This is a genomic window from Micromonospora sp. NBRC 110009 (genome assembly GCF_030518795.1).
GTDB lineage: Bacteria > Actinomycetota > Actinomycetes > Mycobacteriales > Micromonosporaceae > Micromonospora.
In genome coordinates this window covers 6,088,894-6,105,422 of the sequence record NZ_CP130427.1, presented here as the reverse complement: position 1 = coordinate 6,105,422, position 16,529 = coordinate 6,088,894, and the positions used below count along the sequence as shown (strand labels likewise).

The window sequence follows — 16,529 nt, the reverse complement described above, 5'->3', positions numbered from 1 at the left end:
TTCGTGACCGGTCTGGTCCTGGCCGCCGGAGCGTCGGTGCGGATCGGCGGGGCCAAACAGTTGCTGCCGTACCGGGGCCGGACGCTGCTCGACGCGACCCTGGAGCTGGCCCGCTCCTGCCGCTTCGAGCAGCTGCTCGTGACGCTGGGCGGCGCGGTGAGCCTGGTGCGCGAGCGGGTGGACCTCACCGGGGTCGAGATCGTCGAGAACCCGGATTTCACCGCCGGCTGCGGGTCGTCGATCCGGACGGCGGTGCAGGTGGTGGACCCGCGCGCCGACGTGATCGTCCTGCTCCTCGGCGACCAGCCCGGCGTGCGCGCCGCCGACGTCCGGCGGGTCGCCGCGGCGCCCACCCCGCTCGGCGTGTGCCGGTACTCCGACGGGCTGGGGCATCCGTTCCGGTTCGGCCGCGAGGTCTTCCCCGAGTTGTCCGGCCTGCACGGCGACAAGGCCGTCTGGAAGCTGCTGCACTCGGGCCGCTACCCGGTCACCGAGGTGCCCGCCGACGGGCCGGTGCCGATCGACGTCGACACCCGGGCGGATTACGAACGGCTGCTGGCGGGCGAGGCCCCGTGAAGGACTTCCTGGCGGTCAAGCGCCGGCTCGACGCCGTGGACTATCTGGCCGACGACGGCATGGCGATGGCGCTGTTCCTGGCGCTGAAGCTCGGCAAGCCGCTGTTGCTCGAGGGCGAGCCCGGTGTCGGCAAGACCGCGGCGGCCAAGGCCCTGGCCCGGGCGCTGGACACGACGCTGATCCGGCTGCAGTGCTACGAGGGGCTGACCCCGGGCGAAGCGCTCTACGAGTGGAACTACCAGCGACAGTTGCTCGCGATCCGTCTCGCCGAGGCCCGGCACGCGAAGCTCACCGACGCCGACCTGTTCACGGCCGAGTTCCTTCAGGAACGGCCCATTCTGCGGGCCGTACGCCATTCGGGGCCGGTGCCGCCGGTGTTGCTGATCGACGAGATCGACCGCGCCGACGACGAATTCGAGGCCCTCCTGTTCGAGTTCCTCGGCGAGGCCGGCATCACGATCCCCGAGCTCGGCACGTTCACCGCGACCACGCCACCGGTCGTCGTGCTCACCTCCAATCGCAGCCGTGAGCTGCACGACGCGCTGCGCCGCCGCTGTCTGTACCACTGGATCGACTTCCCTGAGCCGGGCCGGGCGGCCGAGATCGTCCGCCGGGCCGTGCCGGGTGCGGCCGAGCCGCTGATCCGCACGGCGACCGAGTTCATCAGCGGCGTGCGCGACCTCGAGCTGGACAAGGCCCCCGGTATGGCCGAGGCCATCGACTGGGTCGCCGCGCTGTCCGTGCTCGGCGCCACCGATCTCGGCGCCGGCGACGTCCTGCGGACCATCGGCGCCATCGCCAAGACCACCGACGACCGTGCCACCGTCGCCGCCGCGCTCGGCACCCACCAGGAGAGGCAACCATGAGGATCACCAACGAGTTCGCGGTCAACACCCCGATCGAGCGAGCCTGGGCGGTCCTCACCGACCTCGAAGGGATCGCGCCGTGCCTGCCGGGCGCCCAGCTCACCGGCGTCGACGGAGACGTCCACCAGGGCAAGGTCAAGGTCAAGGTCGGGCCGGTCATCGCCGAGTTCGCGGGCACGGCGCGGTTCGTCGAGAGGGACGACGCGCGATACCACGGAGTGATCGACGCGAAGGGCCGCGACGCTCGGTCCGCGGGCAACGCGGCCGCACTGGTCTCCGCCCAGCTGCGGCCGGACGGCGATCGGACACTGGTCAGCGTGGACACCGACCTGAGGATCTCGGGGAAGCTGGCCCAGTTCGGCAGCGGCATGATCAAGGAGGTGTCCGGCAAGCTGCTCGCGCAGTTCGTCGCCAATCTCGAGGCCAGGCTGGCCGCCGAGGAACCGGCGGCGTCGTCGGCTCCCGAGCAGCCGGGTGCCGCGGCGTTGGCCGCCGGATCGGCGAGCCCCCGGGTCGCCTTCGCCACCCGGCCCGAGCCGGAGCCCGTCACCTCGGCAGCCACCGTGCCCACCTCCCGCCCCGCCGCCGTCGAGCCCACGCCCGCCGACCCGACGGCCACCACCGCCGGACCCGCCGCCGAGGCCGAGGCGCTCGACCTGCTCAGCATCGCCGGCCGGTCGATCACCAAGCGGCTCGTGCCGGTGCTCGTCGGCCTGGTCGCCGTCGGGGCGGTGATCGCCTGGCTGGTCGCCCGCCGGTGAGCTCCGGCCTGCTCCGCGGGATCGACCGGGCTGCGTTCGCCGTGGCCCTCGTCGACCGGCTGCGGCACGCCGGCGTCCCTGCCGGGCTCACCGACGTCGACGACTTCGTCCGGGCACTCGCCGCCAACCCACCCGTGGACAGATCCACCCTCTACTGGACCGCCCGGATCAGCCTGGTCCGGCGCCACGCCGACCTCGCCGCGTTCGACCGCGTCTTCGCCGCCGTCTTCGCCGACGCGCCACCGCTGCCACTGACTCGGTCCGCGGCTCCGCCAGGTCGCCGCGACGACCTGCACGTCCCGGTGCCCGCGGACACCGCGGACCCGCGCCCGGGCGGTGGACTGCCGTGGGCGACGCTGCCACCGGCCGTTGCCGAGGCGGGGACGTCCGATGCCGCGCTGCGGCTGCCCGAGCGGCGCCCCGCCGCTCTCGCCGGGCTCGCCGACCGGCCGTTCGAGGAACTCGACGCCGCGCAGGTCGCACTGCTCGGCGAGGCCCTGCGCGCGGCCGTCGCCGGCTGGCCGACCCGGCGTACCCGACGGCACGCCGTCAGCCCGGCCGGACGGCGGGTCGCGCTGCGGCCGACGGTCGCCCGGGCCCGCCGCACCGCGTGGGAACCCGTCGAGGTGGTCCGCGAGCGGCCGGTGCGGCGACCCCGCCGGGTCGTGCTGCTCTGCGACGTCAGCGAGTCGATGCGCGCGCAGGCGACGGCCTACCTGCACCTGATGCGGGCGTTCGCGCTGGTCGCCGACGCCGAGGTGTTCGCGTTCGCGACCACGCTGACCCGGCTCACGGTCGCGCTGCGACACACCTCGCCGGTCACGGCGGTCGCGCAGGCCAGTGCGGCCGTGTCGGACCGGTTCGGCGGCACCCGGATCGCCACGAACCTGCGCGCCCTCCTCGCCTCCCACCACGGTGACGCCGTCCGGGGGGCGGTGGTGATGATCGGCTCGGACGGCTGGGACAGCGACCCACCCGGCGAACTGGCCGCCGTGATGGCCAAGCTGCGCCGCCGCGCGTACCGGATCGTCTGGTTGAATCCGCGGGCCGGGACCCCCGGCTTCGCCCCCCGGGTGGCGGGCATGGCCGCCGCGCTGCCCTACTGCGACCGGTTGCTGCCGGCCGGGACGTTCCAGGACCTGGTGGACGCCGCCCGTCAGCTCCAGAGTGTCACGTGTACCGCCGGCTTGAAGTGGCCCACGCTGACGCCCGCGCCGCGAATCATCGCCTGAATCGCCCGCGGCGTCGAGGCGAACCGGGACAGCTCCGCGGCGGCCGGCGGGGTGCCCGTGGCGAGCACCAGCGAATGCCAGACGGCCTCGAGTGTCGCGTGCGGCCCCGGCGTGAGCAGGAGATGGCCCTGACGGACGTCCGGCGCGACGGCGAACGACAGCGCCGGTGCGATGCCCTTGCCGCGCTTCGCCTCGGTCACCGCGGCCGCGTGGCTCTGGAAGATCTGCTGCCGGTCGTCGGGCACGGCGAGCCGGCGCAGCATCGCCTGGACCGCGCCCAGGTCGGTGGCCGCCGACGGCCCGAGCAGCCAGGTCTGCTCACGCAGTTGCGCCGCCGACGCCCGCACCCCGGCCAGCGGATGGTCCGGGCCGACGACGATCACGAGTCGATAGTTCATTACCGGCTGGGCGGCGATCGACGGGTCGAGGGCGGACGACTGCGGCCCGATCGCGATGTCCGCGGCACGGGTCTGCAGCAGCGTCTCGAAGGAGGCCGGGTTGCGGACACTCAGCTCGACGTCGAGGTCGGCGGCGCGTTTGGCGAACAGCTCGAGCAGCCCCGGCGCGGCCAGCTCGGCGAACAGGCTGGACGCGGCCACCCGCAGCAGGCGGCGGCCGCGTCCCGCCGCACTCACCTCGAGCACCGTGCGGTCCTGCAGGCCCAGCAACTCCGCCGCGCGACTGGCCAGCCGCAGGCCACCGGGGGTGAACGCGAGGCCCGCCGCCGTCCTGGAGAACAACTGGTCGCCGAACTCCTTGCGCAACTGCGCGATGTGCAGCGAGACGGCCGACTCGGAGACCTCGAGCTGCGCGGCGGCCTGCTTGACGGATCCCAGCCGGACCACGGCGACGTATGCGCGTAGCTGCGCCGGGGTCATCGGCGTCGACCCATTTCCCGCCCTCCGCTCGAACGATCCGGAAGTCGCTCGTCATGAACCTGGATCTTTCCCGCTCGGGCGCTCCGCCGCCATCCCCCGTCGGCATACCGCTCAGACGGCTCATTCCGGCCACCCCAAGGTGCGGATCGGGCGCTCCGGCCCGCCTTCCTGCTGCCGGTTGGTGATGGTCAACTGCCCGCCGTACATGCCCATGCCGCAGGTGTAGGACAGCACGCCGGGTTGCAGGACGCCCAGGTCGATGCGGGTCTCACCACTTTCCGGCAGCATCCACTGCCGCTCCAGCCCGGAGACGACGAGGGCGCGGGTGCAGCCATGATTGTTCTGTGAGCGAACCACCAAAGTGGTCGGCACCCCGGCCGCGACCGCGACGTTGGCCGGCTCGTATCCGTCGCTGCGGGCGGTGACGACGACCTCCTGCCGGCCGTCCAGGTACCGGTGCACCACAGCCGGGCCGCCCACTGCGGGGTCGGCACCGAACCCGAGAGCGACCGAGAGGTTCCGGGCGGCGAGGGGTGAGTCCGCCAGGGTGAGTCCGGCGTTGAGCGTGTACAGGCCGATGCCGAGCATCAGCAGGCCGGTGGCGAGGACCAGACGGCTTCGCCAGGCGGCGGCCGCACGGGCGACGTACCCGAGAATCGTGAACTGCGGGGCGGTGCCGATCACGAACACCGCCATGGTCGCGGCGCCGGCCAGCGCCGAACTCGAGGCGACGGCGAGGGCTTCGACGGACAGGGTGACCCCGCACGGCACAAGGATGGTGACGAAGCCCAGCAGGGCGGGGGCGAAGGCGGCCTCGGACCGGGCGCGGCCGCGAACGAACCGCGACCACGCCGTCGGGGTGCCGATGGTGAGCCGAGTGAAGGGGTTGACGCCGAGCTGCGCTAGTCCGAAGGCCATGATCAGCGCGCCCGCGGCCAGTTGGGTCCAGACCCGCATGGTGGGTGAGAGCTGCACGGCAGCGCCCAGGGCGCCGAGCAGAGCGCCCAGCAGGGTGTGGGAGACCAGCTTGCCGCCCAGGAACGCGGCGACCGGGGCGAGGTCGTCGCCGGCCCGATCGCGCGCCGCCCGCAAGCCGCCGAGCACGCGTTCTGGCCAGGCCTCGCGTGGTTCGAGGGCGACGGCCCGCTCCTGCCGGCACCCGGCCGTCGCCTCCGGCCGGGCGCCCGGCGTGTTCGATGCGGCGACGCCGCGTTGGCGGGCGACCAGGCCGGTGAGCAGCCCGCCCTGTGCGGCGGCGCAGGAGACGCCCCCGGCGAACAAGCCGGTGACCAGGACAGCGCCCAGATTCACACGCACCCCTTGGTGCCGGGTTCCATCGTCGAGGTTGCCGGGCCGGCGGTCGCATGACCAGTGTCGCCTCAGATCAGGTATTCCGGAAGCCGTGCGAAGCTTGGGTGCCGCGCAGTGGTGGGGGAGCAGAGTGGGACCGTCGGCCGGTGCGGATGCTCGAAGCCGGCCCGGGCAACCTGCGCCGGCCAGCCGGGTGCCTAGCGCACACTCGCTCGCACACAGCAGCGCGATCGTGCCGCTGCCGACCATGCCCGCCGTCCGCACCCAGAACGTCCGAACCTCGCACAGCAGGGTCGCGCCACCGGGCACCGCCACCCCCGCCTGGTGCGGTGTGCGGCCCACCGGAGACCCAGTCGGTGGGCAGGTGGAGGCGTGAGAGTTCCGTGACGGGGTAGCCGCGGCCATGGTCGGTGGTGGTCCGCCCAAGGATGGCAATGGACGGGGGCGCCAGGACCGTGACGGGATGGCCGAGTGGTTCAGCCGGTCGGCGCAGGCGTTCCGGGACCGGCTGGGTCGGGTCCGCGCGGGTGTCGGGTTGGCGACGCAGGCGGGCCTGGCGGCCGGTTTGTCCTGGTGGGTGGCCGGCAGTCTGCTGCATATTCATAAGCCGGTGTTCGCGCCGATTTCGGCGGTCGTGGTGCTGGCGGCGTCAGTTGGCCAGCGACTGCGCCGTACGGTCGAGCTGGTCATCGGCGTGTCCCTCGGGATCGGGATCGGTGACCTGCTGATCTACCTACTGGGGACCGGGCCGTGGCAGCTCGGTCTGATCGTGGTGCTGGCCGTGCTGGCGGGCGCGTTCATCGGCGGCAGCCCCGCGCTGGCGGTCCAGTCGGCCGCGACGGCGGTGCTCATCGGTACGTTGAGTCCATCGATATCGAATCTCGAGGTACCGCGGATCCTCGACGCGCTCATCGGCGGCGCGGTGACCATTGTCGTGAGCTCGGTGCTGCTCCCGCTGAACCCGCTCAGGATCATCAACCGCGCCGCCGGACCGGCGCTGGATCTGCTCGTCGATCAACTCGAAGCCACCGTCGCCGCGCTGAAGCAGCGGGACGCCGGCCTTGCTCAGACTGCTCTCGAACGATTGCGCAACAACAAGAAGGAACTTGCCGCCTTCACCGAGGCGGCGAGGGGCGCCCAGGAAACCAGCCATCTGTCACCCGTGCGGTGGGACACCCGGCAAGGGACGATCAGCCGCTTCGCCGAAGCGGTGGACCCCGTGGACCGGGCGATGCGCAACAGCGGAACCCTCATCCGCCGCGCCGTGACCCTGATCGAGGACGGGGAACCTGTCCCGCCGCAGATGCCCGCGGCGGTATCGTGCCTTGCCGATGCCGTCCGGACGATGCGCCGCGAGTTCACCCGCGGCGCCGAGCCGGACCAGGCGCGCGAGCTGGCTCTGCGGGCGGTCAGCGTGGCCGGCCGCGCCTACCGGGCCGGGGTGGGTTTTTCGGGGGCGGTGGTGATCGCCCAGGTCCGTACGGCGGTCAGCGACCTGATCGTCGCCAGCGGGTTGTCGCAGGACGACGCGAACTCGCTGGTCCGGCGTGCCTTCGGCCCGCTCCGGCCACCCGCGCCGGCCGGCTCATGACGGCAGCCGGACCGTTCCGCCGGATCCGGAGGATTGTCTGCCCTGGTGGCGGGTATCAGCGGCACGCTCACCCGACCACTGTCCCGGGAACCGCGCGGCGCTGCGGCAGCCGCTCGGCCAGGAACGCCTCCCAGCTCCGCGTGCCGGTGGTGGCGCCGTCGAGGGTGAGGTTGTCGCCGTTCCGGTACGCCCGCCCGGGCTTCCCCGGCAGCCGGACCGGCATGAGCAGCCGGCGCTTGCCGACCGCCCCCAGATAGCCGCGGATCAGCTCGTCCATCCCGTACACGGTCGGGCCGGCCAGGTCGGGCACCAGCCCGGCGGGCGCGCCGAGTGCCAGCTCGACCAGCCGGGCCGCGACCTCGCGGGCGTCGACGGGCTGGAGCCGGAGCCCGCCCGGCACCGGCACGACGGGCAGCTTCGCCATCTTCTCCGCCATGGCCAGCACCAGGTCGTGGAACTGAGCGGCACGCAGCGTCGTCCAGGGCAGCCCGGAATCCGCGATCGCCCGCTCGGCGTCGAGCTTGGACCGCAGCCAGGCCAGCGGCACGCGGTCGGCCCCGATGACCGAGATGTGCACCAGGTGCCGTACGCCGGCCCGCCGCGCTGCCCGGACCAGGTTGCGGGTCGCCTGGTCGTCCCCCTTGGGGCCACCCGCCAGGTGCAGGACGATCTCCGTGCCGCGGACGGCCGGCTCGACGTCCTCGCCGCCGAGCAGGTCGGCGGTGACGTGCGTGACGCCGTCGCCCGGGTGCCCGACGTGGCGGCTGAGCACCCGCACCGGGTGGCCGGCGTCGCGCAGCAGCGGGGTGACCAGCCGGCCGAGGGTGCCCGTGCCGCCGGTGACCAGAATGGGTGCGTTCATGTCGTCCTCCGTGTCCGGGGCCCGCCAGGTTTCGTGCCCTCACCGCCTCGACCCGTGGCGGCCGGGAAGTGTGACCGCTGTGAGCGGGGCCACATGTCGTCACATCGGTCGGATCCCTCGGGTCGGATCGGTGGAAGCGGGCGAGGAAGGGACGGGACATGGGCGAGGACACCTGGCTGGCCGAACGGTTCGAGCAGCACCGGCCGCAGCTGCGGGCGGTGGCCTACCGGATGCTCGGCGCGCACGCCGAGGCCGACGACGCGGTCCAGGAGGCCTGGCTGCGGCTCGCCCGCACCGACGCCGACGAGGTGGACAACCTCGCCGCGTGGCTGACCACGGTGGTCGCCCGGGTCTGCCTCAACACCCTGCGGGCCCGCAACACCCGCCGTGAGGAGCCCCTCGAGGTACGGATGCCCGACCCGGTCGTCCGCGCCGACGAGGCGGAAGATCCCGCGCACGCGGCGGTCCTGGCCGACTCGGTCGGGCTGGCGCTGCTGGTGGTGCTGGACACCCTGACCCCGACCGAGCGGCTCGCGTTCGTGCTGCACGACATGTTCGCCGTGCCGTTCGAGGAGATCGGCGAGATGATCGACCGGTCCCCGGCGGCCGCCCGGCAGCTGGCCAGCCGGGCCCGCCGCCGGGTGCAGGGCCGCGCGCCCGCCCCCGACCCGGACCTCACCCGGCAGCGTGCCGTGGTGTCGGCGTTCCTCGGCGCCGCCCACCACGGCGACTTCGACGCGCTGGTCGCCGTGCTGCACCCCGACGTCGTGCTGCGCGCCGACGGCGGCGCCACCCGGGCCCGACACACGACCGTGCTCACCGGGGCCCGCACCGTGGCCGCCCAGGCCGCCACCTTCGGGCGGTTCTCGCCGTTCGCCCGGCCCGTGCTGGTCAACGGCACCGCCGGCGTCCTGGTCAGCGCGGGCGGTCGCCCGCTGTCGGTCATGGCGTTCACCGTCACCGACGGTAAGATCGCCGCCATCGACGTGATCGCCGACCCGGAGCGGCTCCGCGGGCTCGACCTCGCCGGACTCGGCCACTGACCCCGCCGGGGCCGCTACCCGGTGACCAGCTCGGCGAACCAGCGCGGACCCGCCGGGTAGACCTCGCGGACGGCCAGCCCCGCCGTCGCGGCCACGTCGTGCACCGCGCGGGTGTCCAGGCTCGCCCAGCGGAAGCTCGGCCCCTGGTGCCGGCCGGACACCACGTGCACCTGTCCCTGCCAGGCGCCGGTGCCGGGCGGGTCCAGCTCCACCAGGACGCTGCCCCCGGGGCGGAGCAGCGCGCGGCACCGGCGCAGCAGCGCTCCCGGGTCGCCGCCGATGCCGATGTTGCCGTCCAGCAGGACCAGGTGCCGCCACCGTCCCTCGGCGGGCAGCGGATCGAACAGGTCCGCCTGGACGGCGACCGCGCCCCGCGCCCGGGTCAGCGCCACCGCGCGGGCGGAGACGTCCACGCCCACGGTGGTGAGCCCGGCGCGGGTGAGTGCCTGGGTGAGCCGGCCCGGCCCGCAGCCCAGGTCCAGCGTCGGGCCGGCGCAGCGGGCCACCACCGAGGCGATCGCCGCCTCGGCCGGACCGTGCCATCGCTCCACCGGTAGCCGGCTGCGCGTCCCGTCGGCGTGCACGAGCCAGTGCGTGCCCAGCGGGCGACGGCGCAGCGTGGTGCCGAACCCGTCGACGGTCACCGCCGGCCCCCGGGCACCAGGGCGCGCCGGAGCGCGGCCACCTCCCGGGCGAACCGGCCGCCGGAGAGCGGGCCGGCCACCGCGAGGGCGTCGGCCCAGCCGTCCACGTCCCGCAGCACCGGCAGCGCCCCGACCCGCAGGCCCCGCGCGGCCAGCGCCGCCCAGGTGAGCCGCCCGGTGGCGGGGGTGGACATCGGCACCCCCCGCAGCGCCACCGCGTGCCGCGGGTCGCGCAGGCCCAGCGCCCACCAGCCGCCGTCCGCGGCCCGGCCCAGCACCGCGTCGGTCCCGATCGCCCCCAACCGGCGTACGGCCGCGGCCAGTCCCACGGCGGTCACCTGCGGGGTGTCCATGCCGATCTGCAGCACCGGTCGCCCCGGGTACGCCGCCGCCACGTCGGCGTGGGCGTACGCCAGCCGGGCGGCGAAGTCCTCGCCCCGCTGCGGCAGGACCGGCCAGCCGGCCACCGCGGCGGCCAGGCCCGCGCCGTCCTCGGCGCCGGCGAACCGGCCGGCCAGCGCGAGCACCGGGGTGACCCCCGGGGTGGCGGCGACGGCGTCGAGGGTGTCGCGCAGCGCGGCGGCGGCGATCCGGGCCGCCTGCGCCGGGGTGGCCGGCGGGCAGAGCCGGGTCTTCACCGCCCCGGCCACGGGCGCCTTGGCCACCACGAGCAGGACGGTCACCGCCGGCCGTCCACGGTGCGCAGCACGGCCACGAAATCGCGGGTGGCCCGGAGCGTGCCGCGCACCGAGCCGGAGACCTTGGACCGGGTGCCGGCCGCGCGCGGCGCGTACCGGACGTCGCGCTCATGGATCCGCCAGCCGGCGGCGGCGGCCCGGATCATCAGCTCCAGCGGGTAGCCGAACGCCCGGTCGGTGACCCCGAGGGCGAGCAGCGCATCCCGCCGGGCCACCCGGATCGGACTGAGATCCCGCAGCGGCACGCCCCGCTGCCGCAGCAGCGCGGCGACCAGCGCGGTGCCGGCCCGGGCGTGCCACGGCCAGACGCCGGCGCGCACCGGCCGGCGCCGGCCCACCGCCAGGTCCGCCGTGCCCGCCGCCACCGGGGCTACCAGGGCGGGCAGCTCGCCCGGGTCGAAGGAGCCGTCGGCGTCGAGCACGCAGACCAGCTCCGTCTCGGCGTGCTCGATCCCGGCGTGCACGGCCGCGCCGTAGCCCCGGCGGGGTTCCCGCACCACCCGGGCGCCGAGCCGGGCGGCCACCTCCGGCGAGCCGTCCCGGGAACCGTTGTCCACCACGATCGCCCGGTAGCCCGGCGGCAGCGCGGTCAGCACACCCGGCAGGGCGGCGGCCTCGTCCAGGCACGGCAGCACCACGTCGATCTGCGTCCGCATGCCGCCGACGCTAGGCCGGTGTCCGCGGTCGTACGCCCCGATCGTGCTTACGGAACCCTTACCGACCAGGTGATTCTTACCGTCCGGTGACGGGACGGCGGTTCGGCCCCCGGCCCGCCCGGACACGCCGTACGGTCCGGTCGTCATGAGACCCGCACCCACCCTGCCGCGCACCTCCGGCGTGGGCCCGTCCGCGCCCCCGGACCGGGCCGACCTGCTCGTGCTGGCGGTCGAGGCCCTGCTGCTCGCGGCCGCGGTCCTGGCCGGGCTGGTGCTCAACCGGCGTGGCGGGGGCCTGCACGCGAACGCCGCGCCGCTCTACGCCACCTGGCGCCCGCACGTCGGTTGGGGCACCCCGCTCGCGGTGCTGGTCGCGGCGGTGGTGCTCGGGCCGGGGCTGCGCTGGGCCCGGACCGCCCGGTGGGGGCCGCTGCTGGCCGCCGGCTGGCTGGCGGCGGTCGCCTGGACGCTCTCCCTGGCCCTGGTCGACGGCTGGTCGGCGGGGCTGACCCGGCGGCTCACCCCGCAGGCGGAGTACCTGCACGAGGTGCCCGGGGTGGTCGACATCCGCGGGATGCTGGCCGGCTTCACCGACCGGATCCTCGACTTCCAGCCCGACTCGTGGTCCACCCACACCGCCGGCCACCCGCCGGGCGCGCTGCTGGTCTTCGTCTGGCTGGACCGGATCGGGCTGGGCGGCGGCACCGCCGCGGCGCTCTGCTGCGTGCTGGTCGGCGCGACCGCCGTGGTGTCGGTCCCGGTCACCCTGCGGGCGCTGGGGGCCGCCGACGCGGCCCGGGCGGTGCTGCCGTTCCTGGTGCTGCTGCCGGGCGCGGTCTGGCTGGGCGCCTCCGGCGACGCGATCTTCACGGGCGTGGTCGCCGCGGGGCTCGCCCTGCTGGCGGTGCGCGGGCCCGCCGCCGCGCTCGTCGGCGGGCTGCTGCTCGGCTTCGCGCTGCACCTGTCGTACGGGTTCGTGCTGGTCGGCGTGCTGGCGGTGGCGGTGCTGGCGGCGCGCCGGGACCGCCGCCCGGCCGTGCTGCTCGCCGGCGCGGCCGGCGTCGCCGCGGTGACCGCGCTGTTCCTGCTGGCCGGCTTCCGCTGGTGGGAGGGGTACGACCGGGTGGTCGAGCGCTACTACCAGGGTTGGGCGGCCGACCGCCCCTACGGCTACTGGGTCTGGGCCAACCTGGCGGCGCTGCTGCTCTCCGCCGGGCCGGTGCTCGGGCCGGCGCTGCGCCGCACGGCGCTGGCGATCCGCGCGGGTCGGCGGCCACCCGGCTCCGCGGTGGCCGATCGCCCCGGGGCTGGCGAGGGCCGGCCCGGCCGAGGGCCGGCCGGGTGGGTGACCGCGCTCGGACCAGGCCTGCTCGCCCGAGTGGCCGCGCTCGGGCCGGCCGTGCTGCTGCCGGCCGCCGCCGCGCTGGTGGTGACCGCCGCCGACGTGTCCGGGATGAGCAAGGCCGAGGTGGAACGGATCTGGCTGCCGTTCGTGGTCTGGCTGCTGGTCGCCGCCGCGCACCTGCCGGCGCCGGCCCGCCGCTGGTGGCTGGCCGGGCAGGCGCTCACCGCGCTCGCCGTCAACCACCTGCTCTTCACGGTGTCCTGACCGGGGCCGGAGCTGCTCGTTCCTATTGACAATCGATAGGAAACGAGCGAGAGTCGATGCATGGTCACAGGGCGTGTCTTCAGCGAGGCATCCCTGGGGTGGGTGGATGCCATCGTGTGGGCGATCGTCGCCGCGTGGGTCGTGCTCCTGGGCGTGTTCCTCCTCGTCGGCCTCAACGCGGACGACCCCGGCCTGCCGCTGCTGCTGTTCCTGATGGTGATCGGTGTCGCGGTGCTGGGACTGCTGATGGTGGTGATGCGGACGCTGCTGCGGCAGGCCACCACGCTGCGGACCGACATGGCAGCGGTGATCTGATGCCCATCGTCGTCCGCATCGACGTCGAGTTGGCCAAACGCAAGATGAGCGTCGGCGAGTTCGCCGAGCGGGTCGGGCTCACCCCGGCGAACGTGGCGGTGCTGAAGAACGGTCGCGCCAAGGCGGTCCGCTTCAGCACGCTGGAAGCGATGTGCCGGGTGCTCGACTGCCAACCCGGTGACCTGCTCGAGTGGGTCGAGGAATGAGCCGTCAGGCCGCACCACCGCACGGAGGGAAACCCCGATGAGGTACGTCCTCGCCGCCGTCGCCATCCTCGCCATGGTGGTCGGCGTCGCCGGCCTCGGGTACGGGGAGGCCGATGACTCGCCCGGCCTCCAGCTCCTGGCGGCCCTGCTCGTCGTCGGCGCGGTCGGGCTCGGCGTGCGGATCTCCCGCCGCAGCGGGTAGCCGTCCGGCCTGGTGCGCCGCCGTTGCCCGCCGGGCGGTGCGGCGGGTCAGCCGACCAGGGCGGCGGGTTCGCGCAGCGGGTCGGTGGCGAAGGCGGTCACCCCGTCGACGAAGCCGACCCGGGCGGCGTAGCCGAGCAGCTCCCGGGCCCGGGTCGGGTCGGCCACCACGTGCCGGACGTCGGCCGCCCGCGCGCCACCCATCACCTGCGGCTCGGGGCCGCCCATTGCCCCGGCGAGCGCGACGGCCAGGTCCCCGACGGTGTGCGGCTCCCCGGAGCAGACGTTCACCGGGACCAGACCCTCCGGGGTGGGCGCGGTGAGCGCCAGGAGGTTGGCCCGGGCCACGTCGGTGACGTGCACGAAGTCGCGGCGCTGCCGGCCGTCCTCGTACACCTGGGGCGGCCGCCCGTCGGCGAGCGCCGACCGGAACAGCGAGGCGACCCCGGCGTACGGGGTGTCGCGGGGCATCCGGGGCCCGTAGACGTTGTGGTAGCGCAGCGCCCACACCCCGCCCCCGGTCTGCCGGGCCCAGGCCGCGGCGAAGTGCTCCTGGGCCAGCTTGCTGGCCGCGTACGTGCTGCGCGGCTCCAGCGGGGCGTCCTCGGGGACCAGGGCGGGCGTCAGGGTGCCGCCGCAGCCCGGGCAGGTCGGGTCGTACCGGCCGGCGGCCAGGTCGGCGGCGTGGCGCGGCGCGGGCCGGACCACGCCGTGCCGGGCGCAGGTGTAGCGCCCCTCGCCGTAGACCACCATCGAGCTGGCCAGCACCAGCCGGGACACCCCGGCCCGGTGCATCGCGGCGAGCAGCACCGCGGTGCCGTGGTCGTTGTGGCTGGCGTAGTCGGGGGCGTCGGACGGGTCCAACCCGTGCCCGACCATGGCCGCCTGGTGGCAGACCGCGTCCACCCCGGACAGCAGCCGGTCCAACAGCCCGGCGTCGCGAACGTCGCCGACCACCGGCTCGTGCCGTCGGGACCACTCCGGCAGCGCGCCGCCGTGCGCCTGGGGGAGCAGCGCGTCCAGGCAGACCGGCTCATGCCCCTCGGCGACCAGGAGGTCGGCGACCTGCGATCCGATGAAACCGGCGGCGCCGGTGACCAGTACCCGCATGGGCCCACGCTAGGGCACCGCGCGGCCCCGGTCGGGCCATTCGCGGCGGACGTCAGCAGTCCGTAAGAGCTGGCGGTAAGGCTTCGGTAATGCGGTAAAGCGGACCGGCCGGCGGCTGCGGCGTCTAGCGTCTGGCTGGAGCCCGGAGCGCGCACAACAGGAGGAATCGTGTCCGCCAGCCCACCCCGACCGGCCGGTCCGGACGGTCCGCCGTCCGCCGCCCCGGCACGGCTGTGGCGGTGGCTCGACCGGCACCGGCCGCCCGGAGCCGGCGCGGTCACCGACGCCTGGCGCAGCCCGGTCCGCGGGCCCTGGCTGACCTCGGTGCTCGGCGCGGTGCTGCTCGCCACCCTGCCGCTGGTGATCGTCACCGGGCTGCTCGACTGGATCGCCTACGGCCCCCGCCTGGGCCAGGCGTTCCCCCGCGAGGTGGGGTGGCTGCACCCGCCCGTCTTCGACTGGCCGACCCGACCCGCCTGGCTGTTCCGGGTCACCCAGGGGCTGCACGTGACCCTGGGGATCGTGCTGGTGCCGGTGGTCCTCGGCAAGCTGTGGTCGGTGGTGCCCAAGCTCTTCGACTGGCCGCCGGCCCGCTCCGTCGCCCAGGTGCTGGAGCGGCTGTCGCTGCTCCTGCTGGTCGGCGGGATCCTCTTCCAGACGGCGACCGGCCTGCTCAACATCCAGTACGCGTACCTGTTCGGGTTCGACTTCTACACCGCGCACTGGTACGGCGCCTGGGTCTTCACGGCCGCCCTGGTCACCCACGTCGCCATCAAGCTGCCCCGGCTGGTCACCGCGCTGCGCGGGCCCGGCCTCGGGCGTACCCCGGTCGAGCGGACCCGGCCGGAGCCGCCGGACCCCGACGGGCTGGTGGCCCGGCTGCCCGGGCCGGCGACGCTGAGCCGGCGCGGGGTGCTGGCCCTGGTCGGCGGCGGCTCGCTCCTGCTGGCGGCGCTGACCCTCGGGCAGAGCGTCGACGCGCTGCGCCGCACCGCGCTGCTGCTGCCGCGAGGTCGGCGCTTCGCCGACGGCCCGAACGGCTTCCCGGTCAACCGCAGCGTCGCCGCGGCGGGCGTGACCGGGGAGCAGACCGGGCCGGCCTGGCGGCTGACCGTCCGGGGCGGGGAGCGCACCGTGACGCTGGACCGGGGCCGCCTGCTCGCCCTGGCCCAGCACACGGCCGCCCTGCCGATCGCCTGCGTGGAGGGCTGGTCCACCGCGCAGACCTGGACCGGGGTCCGGCTGCGCGACCTGGCCGCCCTGGTCGGCACGCCCCGCCCGACCGTGGCGCGGGTCCGGTCGCTGGAACGCGCCGGCCTGTTCCGCGAGGCGATCCTCCACGGTGACCAGGTGACCGACGCCGACGCGCTGCTCGCCCTGCGGGTCAACGGCGTCGACCTCAGCCCGGACCACGGCTACCCGGCGCGGATCATCGTGCCCGCGCTGCCCGGGGTGCACTGCACCAAGTGGGTCGAGGAGATCGCGTTCGATGGGTGAGTTCCGGCGGGCGTACGGCGCGGCGCCCTGGCACCTGCTGCTCCTGCTCGGCTGCTTCGCGGTGACCGGCTGGATCGCGCTGCGGCTGGCCGGGGAGCCGACGGCCGGCCGGATGCTGCTGTGGTTCGTGGGCGCGGCGGTCGCGCACGACCTGGTCCTCTTCCCGGCGTACGCGTCGGTGGACCGGGCGCTGCGGGGCGTCCTCGGCCGCGGCGGCCCCCCGTCGGCGCTGAACCACGTCCGGGTCCCGGCGCTCGGCGCCGGCCTGCTTCTGCTGGTCTACCTGCCCGGCGTCCTCGGTCTCGGCGACGGCACGTACGCCCGGGCGACCGGCCTGTCGCCCGGGGCCATGGTCGGCCGGTGGCTGGCGGTCAGCGCGGTGCTCTTCGCCGGCAGCGCGCTGCTGTACGTCGCCCGCCGGCTGTCCCGCCGGCCGCGCTGAGCCGGGGCCGGCGGCCCGGTCGGCGTCCGTC

The 16,529-nt window shown here is 75.2% G+C and carries 19 protein-coding genes; 12 read left to right on the top strand and 7 right to left on the bottom strand.

Features of this window, described 5'->3' with window-relative positions:
• The first annotated feature begins 3 nt into the window (after window positions 1-3).
• The 4 genes from Q2K19_RS28850 to Q2K19_RS28835 are packed head-to-tail and all read left to right on the top strand — an operon-like array spanning window position 4 to window position 3,435.
• Window positions 4-576: a nucleotidyltransferase family protein gene (locus Q2K19_RS28850; protein ID WP_302765267.1), complete on the top strand. Its 573-nt coding sequence runs from the start codon at window positions 4-6 to the stop codon at window positions 574-576.
• Window positions 573-1,442: an AAA family ATPase gene (locus Q2K19_RS28845; RefSeq protein ID WP_302765266.1), complete on the top strand. Its 870-nt coding sequence runs from the start codon at window positions 573-575 to the stop codon at window positions 1,440-1,442. Before Q2K19_RS28850 ends, Q2K19_RS28845 begins: the two co-directional genes overlap by 4 nt.
• Window positions 1,439-2,203 (top strand): SRPBCC family protein, encoded by a 765-nt coding sequence (locus Q2K19_RS28840; protein ID WP_302765265.1) that lies wholly within the window; start codon window positions 1,439-1,441, stop codon window positions 2,201-2,203. Before Q2K19_RS28845 ends, Q2K19_RS28840 begins: the two co-directional genes overlap by 4 nt.
• The gene (locus tag Q2K19_RS28835; protein WP_302765264.1) at window positions 2,200-3,435 is read left to right on the top strand and encodes a vWA domain-containing protein; all 1,236 of its coding nucleotides are present in this window, start codon (window positions 2,200-2,202) and stop codon (window positions 3,433-3,435) included. Before Q2K19_RS28840 ends, Q2K19_RS28835 begins: the two co-directional genes overlap by 4 nt.
• Here the strand turns inward: Q2K19_RS28835 and Q2K19_RS28830 are convergent.
• Both Q2K19_RS28830 and Q2K19_RS28825 read right to left on the bottom strand, forming a co-directional pair.
• On the bottom strand, window positions 3,360-4,313 hold the full coding sequence (locus Q2K19_RS28830) for a LysR family transcriptional regulator (RefSeq protein WP_302765263.1): 954 nt from the start codon (window positions 4,311-4,313) through the stop codon (window positions 3,360-3,362). The two genes, Q2K19_RS28835 and Q2K19_RS28830, sit on opposite strands and share 76 nt — an antisense overlap.
• A gap of 120 nt (window positions 4,314-4,433) precedes the next feature.
• A complete protein-coding gene (locus Q2K19_RS28825) occupies window positions 4,434-5,624 on the bottom strand; it encodes a sulfite exporter TauE/SafE family protein (protein ID WP_302765262.1) in 1,191 nt (396 codons plus the stop codon).
• Window positions 5,625-6,159: 535 nt separating this feature from the next.
• Here Q2K19_RS28825 and Q2K19_RS28820 point away from each other — a divergent pair.
• Window positions 6,160-7,215 carry an FUSC family protein gene (locus tag Q2K19_RS28820; protein WP_446839749.1) on the top strand — a complete coding sequence of 352 codons (1,056 nt, stop codon included), beginning with the start codon at window positions 6,160-6,162 and terminating at the stop codon, window positions 7,213-7,215.
• Window positions 7,216-7,282: 67 nt separating this feature from the next.
• Here the strand turns inward: Q2K19_RS28820 and Q2K19_RS28815 are convergent, their stop codons facing one another.
• Window positions 7,283-8,077, bottom strand: coding sequence for an SDR family oxidoreductase (locus Q2K19_RS28815; protein WP_302765261.1), 795 nt, complete (start codon window positions 8,075-8,077; stop codon window positions 7,283-7,285).
• A 158-nt stretch (window positions 8,078-8,235) separates the two neighbouring features.
• Here Q2K19_RS28815 and sigJ point away from each other — a divergent pair, with 158 nt between their 5' ends.
• A complete protein-coding gene (gene sigJ, locus Q2K19_RS28810) occupies window positions 8,236-9,120 on the top strand; it encodes an RNA polymerase sigma factor SigJ (RefSeq protein ID WP_302765260.1) in 885 nt (294 codons plus the stop codon).
• Window positions 9,121-9,134: 14 nt separating this feature from the next.
• On the opposite strand, the gene Q2K19_RS28805 is transcribed toward sigJ, so the two are convergent.
• Genes Q2K19_RS28805 through Q2K19_RS28795 form a run of 3 tightly spaced genes read right to left on the bottom strand, consistent with a single transcriptional unit; the run spans window position 9,135 to window position 11,118 of the window.
• The gene (locus tag Q2K19_RS28805; protein WP_446839750.1) at window positions 9,135-9,764 is read right to left on the bottom strand and encodes a methyltransferase domain-containing protein; all 630 of its coding nucleotides are present in this window, start codon (window positions 9,762-9,764) and stop codon (window positions 9,135-9,137) included.
• Entirely contained in the window at window positions 9,761-10,447 is a 687-nt protein-coding gene (locus Q2K19_RS28800) for a TIGR04282 family arsenosugar biosynthesis glycosyltransferase (RefSeq protein WP_302765259.1), read from the bottom strand. The genes Q2K19_RS28805 and Q2K19_RS28800 overlap by 4 nt, the downstream gene beginning before the upstream one ends.
• Window positions 10,444-11,118, bottom strand: coding sequence for a glycosyltransferase family 2 protein (locus Q2K19_RS28795; protein WP_302765258.1), 675 nt, complete (start codon window positions 11,116-11,118; stop codon window positions 10,444-10,446). Before Q2K19_RS28795 ends, Q2K19_RS28800 begins: the two co-directional genes overlap by 4 nt.
• A 145-nt stretch (window positions 11,119-11,263) precedes the next feature.
• Between Q2K19_RS28795 and Q2K19_RS28790 the strand changes: the two genes are divergently transcribed.
• From Q2K19_RS28790 to Q2K19_RS28775, 4 genes are read left to right on the top strand one after another with little or no spacing between them, the layout of a single operon-like run.
• On the top strand, window positions 11,264-12,727 hold the full coding sequence (locus tag Q2K19_RS28790) for a hypothetical protein (protein WP_302765257.1): 1,464 nt from the start codon (window positions 11,264-11,266) through the stop codon (window positions 12,725-12,727).
• Between the two features lie 60 nt (window positions 12,728-12,787).
• Window positions 12,788-13,042 carry a DUF2975 domain-containing protein gene (locus tag Q2K19_RS28785; protein ID WP_302765256.1) on the top strand — a complete coding sequence of 85 codons (255 nt, stop codon included), beginning with the start codon at window positions 12,788-12,790 and terminating at the stop codon, window positions 13,040-13,042.
• Complete coding sequence (locus Q2K19_RS28780; protein WP_091094605.1) at window positions 13,042-13,248, top strand: helix-turn-helix domain-containing protein; 207 nt, start codon at window positions 13,042-13,044, stop codon at window positions 13,246-13,248. Before Q2K19_RS28785 ends, Q2K19_RS28780 begins: the two co-directional genes overlap by 1 nt.
• Window positions 13,249-13,285: 37 nt before the next feature.
• On the top strand, window positions 13,286-13,450 hold the full coding sequence (locus tag Q2K19_RS28775) for a hypothetical protein (RefSeq protein ID WP_302765255.1): 165 nt from the start codon (window positions 13,286-13,288) through the stop codon (window positions 13,448-13,450).
• 47 nt (window positions 13,451-13,497) lie between these two features.
• Here Q2K19_RS28775 and Q2K19_RS28770 read toward each other — a convergent pair whose 3' ends face one another.
• The gene (locus Q2K19_RS28770) at window positions 13,498-14,559 is read right to left on the bottom strand and encodes an NAD-dependent epimerase/dehydratase family protein (RefSeq protein ID WP_302765254.1); all 1,062 of its coding nucleotides are present in this window, start codon (window positions 14,557-14,559) and stop codon (window positions 13,498-13,500) included.
• Window positions 14,560-14,727: 168 nt separating this feature from the next.
• On the opposite strand from Q2K19_RS28770, the gene Q2K19_RS28765 reads away from it, so the two are divergent.
• Together Q2K19_RS28765 and Q2K19_RS28760 are read left to right on the top strand one after the other, a co-directional pair.
• Complete coding sequence (locus Q2K19_RS28765) at window positions 14,728-16,056, top strand: molybdopterin-dependent oxidoreductase (RefSeq protein ID WP_446839751.1); 1,329 nt, start codon at window positions 14,728-14,730, stop codon at window positions 16,054-16,056.
• Entirely contained in the window at window positions 16,049-16,498 is a 450-nt protein-coding gene (locus Q2K19_RS28760) for a hypothetical protein (RefSeq protein ID WP_302765253.1), read from the top strand. The genes Q2K19_RS28765 and Q2K19_RS28760 overlap by 8 nt, the downstream gene beginning before the upstream one ends.
• Window positions 16,499-16,529: the final 31 nt, after the last annotated feature.

Coding starts and splice junctions, on each gene's coding strand:
- Q2K19_RS28840 (WP_302765265.1), top strand. CDS start 1,439: ATGAGGATCACCAACGAGTTCGCGGTCAACACCCCGATCGAGCGAGCC.
- Q2K19_RS28830 (WP_302765263.1), bottom strand. CDS start 4,313: ATGACCCCGGCGCAGCTACGCGCATACGTCGCCGTGGTCCGGCTGGGA.
- Q2K19_RS28815 (WP_302765261.1), bottom strand. CDS start 8,077: ATGAACGCACCCATTCTGGTCACCGGCGGCACGGGCACCCTCGGCCGG.
- sigJ (WP_302765260.1), top strand. CDS start 8,236: ATGGGCGAGGACACCTGGCTGGCCGAACGGTTCGAGCAGCACCGGCCG.
- Q2K19_RS28795 (WP_302765258.1), bottom strand. CDS start 11,118: ATGCGGACGCAGATCGACGTGGTGCTGCCGTGCCTGGACGAGGCCGCC.
- Q2K19_RS28790 (WP_302765257.1), top strand. CDS start 11,264: ATGAGACCCGCACCCACCCTGCCGCGCACCTCCGGCGTGGGCCCGTCC.
- Q2K19_RS28785 (WP_302765256.1), top strand. CDS start 12,788: ATGGTCACAGGGCGTGTCTTCAGCGAGGCATCCCTGGGGTGGGTGGAT.
- Q2K19_RS28780 (WP_091094605.1), top strand. CDS start 13,042: ATGCCCATCGTCGTCCGCATCGACGTCGAGTTGGCCAAACGCAAGATG.
- Q2K19_RS28775 (WP_302765255.1), top strand. CDS start 13,286: ATGAGGTACGTCCTCGCCGCCGTCGCCATCCTCGCCATGGTGGTCGGC.
- Q2K19_RS28770 (WP_302765254.1), bottom strand. CDS start 14,559: ATGCGGGTACTGGTCACCGGCGCCGCCGGTTTCATCGGATCGCAGGTC.
- Q2K19_RS28760 (WP_302765253.1), top strand. CDS start 16,049: ATGGGTGAGTTCCGGCGGGCGTACGGCGCGGCGCCCTGGCACCTGCTG.